The organism is Ruegeria sp. HKCCD7251, from assembly GCF_013031165.1.
Lineage (GTDB): Bacteria > Pseudomonadota > Alphaproteobacteria > Rhodobacterales > Rhodobacteraceae > Ruegeria.
Genome location: NZ_WPZC01000015.1, coordinates 1 through 3,765, shown reverse-complemented (window position 1 = coordinate 3,765; position 3,765 = coordinate 1). Strand labels below are relative to the sequence as shown.

The 3,765-nt window shown below is 51.8% G+C and carries 2 protein-coding genes; both read right to left on the bottom strand.

Translation table 11 applies throughout. The features are described from left to right. Window positions 1-384 precede the first annotated feature (384 nt). A complete protein-coding gene (locus GOX75_RS20175; RefSeq protein ID WP_170560081.1) occupies window positions 385-1,650 on the bottom strand; it encodes a response regulator in 1,266 nt (421 codons plus the stop codon). After that, window positions 1,643-3,268 (bottom strand): sensor histidine kinase, encoded by a 1,626-nt coding sequence (locus tag GOX75_RS20170; RefSeq protein WP_170560079.1) that lies wholly within the window; start codon window positions 3,266-3,268, stop codon window positions 1,643-1,645. The genes GOX75_RS20175 and GOX75_RS20170 overlap by 8 nt, the downstream gene beginning before the upstream one ends. Window positions 3,269-3,765 lie beyond the last annotated feature (497 nt).

Below are 3,765 nucleotides of genomic sequence, written 5' to 3'. Positions count from 1 at the left end.
GGGGGCATTTCTCGGAGGGTTTAGCCCCAAGCGCCTACAGTCGTTCCATGTTCTGATGAGCTGGCTGGGGTGGTAGGAATCCTTGCCCTCCGATGATTGTTATCGGCTTTTTAGCGAAGCTCGAGAAACTGGGGCGGTTGCGGGGGCGGAATGGAGCGTCAGCGGAATGAGCACGGGGCATTTTGACCGCTAGAGAGGCTGTTATCGTGTGCTGACTGGGTGCTGACGATATCGCTAAAACCGCCCAGTGGCGCTGAGACGACCGCTGACGAGTCGTTCCGGGGGCTGAAGACTGGTCGCTGGTGCTGGCGGTTGGGGGTTTGGCTGGCTGGGGCTAGGGCCCGCTCATAGCAGTGAAGTTTCCAAGCGAGGTGCTGCAAAACTTTACTGAAACAAACCACGAAGATTTTGTGCCGTTTTGTCGCTCGGATCACGTTCCGCAACCTGAGAAAGACAAAGACGTCCCATTGGGGCATCGCCATTCTCAAAATGCGCCATCGCTTCATTGAATTTTTCGAGCGTCCGTATGCGTGCCGCAGTCAATTCTTCGGGCAATGCATCTAAGACTTCAAAAACCGTTGCCGTTTCCGATCGCCCTTTGATCTTCAAACCAGGAATCCGGCGAAGCTGCATGTCTCCAGCCAACTCTGACGCGACACGGTCAGAGATCAGCATGGGTGTTTCCAGGGTTCGCGTCGCACTCTCCAAACGGGCGCAAAAGTTAACAGGATCACCGACGACATCGCATTTTAAGCGTTCGCTGTTTCCTACGGTCCCCATAATGAGTGTACCAGAGTGAACAGCCGACCCCATCTCAAACAGTGGTTCGTTCTTGCCGTTTTGGCCGCGTTCAATGAGCTTTTTGTGAGCATTGATGCTCGCTAGCACGGCATCGTCGGCGTTGCTTGAAAAAAGGGCCAGCACACCATCTCCTTCGAGGCCGCTAATAAACCCGCCTGTAGCGCGAAACTCCTGTTCAAGGATGTTCACGAACTCATTCAAGAGATCGAAAGCGGGCTTCGGGCCCAGACTTGATGCAATCGTAGAATAGGAGCGCATGTCTGCGAAAACTACTTGCATTGAGCTTTCGACAGACAATCCTTCGCGCACGTCCATCAGTCGATCTTTACCCAGAACATTCAGAAACTCCTGTGGCACAAATCGCAAACTCGCTTCATGCGTGTCGCGCAACTCCTCGTCTTTCAGTTTGAGTGCAACTGAGCTGGCCCAGGAGCGGATGGCCTCGCTTACAGTCAGGGTCAGATCATTTTCTGCCCAGGGTTTGCCAATGTACCGATACAGACGCGCCTGATTGACCGCAGCACCAACTGCGTCCGCTGTGGCTTGTCCGGTGAGAAGTATATTGAGAGTACTTGGCGAACGCTCGTGAACCTTAGCCAGAAACTCTTCTCCTCGCATACCAGGCATAAGCTGATCCGAGACAACAACGGGTACAGCAACGCCGTCTGTCATCAAATCTTCCAATACTTCGAGGCCCTCTTCTCCTGACTCGGCGATTTCAATGGTCACTTGAGGCAACGAGTTTCGCAGTTGCTCTTGCAGGCTGGTCAGAACGATCCGTTCATCGTCGACGCATAGCAATGTAGGGCGGCCCTTCAAGTGCTCGCCCAAGCGTACTAATTCATCCATCCGTCAATTCTTCCTGCTCTTGTTTTTGCACCCTTGGAATCCGCACTGTAAACTCTGTTTGGCCGGGTGTGCTGTTCACCGTCATCGTGCCGCCATGGCGACGTACAATATCAATGCTGATGGACAAACCAAGGCCCGTACCTTCGCCGATCTCTTTGGTCGTATAGAATGGTTCGTATATTCTATCGATCCGATCAGGCGAGATTCCAAACCCGGTATCTTCAACACTTACGATGAGCTCTTCGGAATTCATCCGGGCTTCCAAAGTCAATGTGCCGTCATAATCCATGGCCTGCAGCGCGTTGTGGATAAGGTTTGTCCATACTTGGTTTAGGGCGTCATGATCTGCCGAAATAACGGTGTCTACATCGTATCTTGTAACAACACGAACGCCGCGTTTGATTAGATTTTGATAAAGCGTAAGAACGGTATTTAGGTTCTCTGCGACAGACCCATTAGTGAACTCGCCCTTGGTGCCGGGATGCGCGTAATTCTTGAGCGCAAAGACGATTTTGGATGACCGTTCAGCGGCCATTTTGATTGTGTTGCAGTTCCGATTAAGGCTCGCAAAAGACCGCAGCTGGGCAAAGACCAAGGGCCAACGATTGCTGCGCAAGACACTTGCTTGATCAAGGTCGATATCGCGTAGACCAATCTCAACCAACTCAGAACTTTTCTGGGTTGCATCCTGAAATCCAAGATCAGCCAATTTGACCGCCAAGCTCTTTCGTACTTGCCTTTCTTCTCTGGTCGTCAGCTCGCCTTCACTTGTTTCGATGACCCTCATCAAGCTCGTAACGCCTGCGAGTTCCTGCTTGTTACTTGCATCATTCAGTTCGGGCCAACCCGTTAGGATGTTTTTGATAGCTCGGCTCAGATTGTCATTCGATGCCCGAATTGCTCCTAGTGGTGTGTTGAGCTCATGCGCGACGCCTGCAACCAACTCGCCCACCGCAGCCATTTTTTCGCTTTGAACCAAAGCCTCCCGCGATTGCGCCAAAGCCGTGTTTCGTCTTTCCAGAGCTTGCCCCATTTGCCTCCTTAGACGCATGAAAAAGCTAACAAGCACGAATATGGCAAGCGATACTGCAAGAAAGTTCATTGTGAACAAGTATAAAGGGATCTTTATAAGTTCAGCGTCCTGGAAAAGGTGCAGAGGCGGCGGGTTGTTGACCTCAATAATCAGAGACACAAAAACCAATAAAACGAAAAAACCCAACCATAAACGGGACATAATGCGTCCGCCAAAAGATTGAGCTGCTGTGAGACAGAGCATTGACCAAAGCATTGTGCCACCAGAAGCCACCAAACCTCCCAACGACCATTGAAATACAAACGGCAACAGGATGCTGATGAAAATCTGAAAGGCCCGTGCGAATTTGAAGTTCTTGGTGCGCCGCAATGCGCCAAAGTTGATCGCTGTCAAAACCACATACCCGAAAGGAACGAGGCTTTGCAGATACAGACCCATTCCCGACGCCACCGCTCCCCAAAGAAGGCCACCTCCAGACATGACGAGACCCGTAGCGATCAAAAAACGGTGTTGAAGCCTTTCTTCGCGAGAGCTGTCTGGCCGGTCAGCGATAGCTCCCCAATCAGCAAAACTTATCGCTGTCATAACGCTTCCCTTCAACATCCTTTGGCAATGGACGCTGCATGATAGATCATATTGTGGCGAGCGTGGGAAGGCGTTCAGACTACCGCCCTGCAACAAGCAATTACGCGACAGCAGTAAGTGCTCAATAAGCGGAAACTTTGCAGTCTTCGGCGATAGGATTGCGAGCATCCTGATGTTAGCTGTATTTAGAGCTCAGCAATTGCTGCTAGTGACAGCAATGCGGGTTGCTGGCTGAGCACTTTGTATCCTACTCCAGCTCTTCTTTCGGCGGGTGCGCCAATCGCTCTACGCTGGTCGATCGACTGGAAAGTCCGCAGTACGTTCATTCAGCCAGCCTTCAACCAACGTCCACTTCAACAAAAAGAAAACAAAGTGAGCGCCCCCGACAACCCGCTAAGGGCCGCCGAGGGTTAGGTGTCAGGGTGGTCTTCGGTTGACGGCATAGTCCGCCAACCACTGCCAATAAGCTTCAGTGTCACGGAACCCTTGAGCCCTAG

What these genes read in the sequence shown, in the direction of transcription:
- GOX75_RS20175 (WP_170560081.1), bottom strand. Translation starts at nt 1,650, where the DNA reads ATGGATGAATTAGTACGCTTGGGCGAGCACTTGAAGGGCCGCCCTACA.
- GOX75_RS20170 (WP_170560079.1), bottom strand. Translation starts at nt 3,268, where the DNA reads ATGACAGCGATAAGTTTTGCTGATTGGGGAGCTATCGCTGACCGGCCA.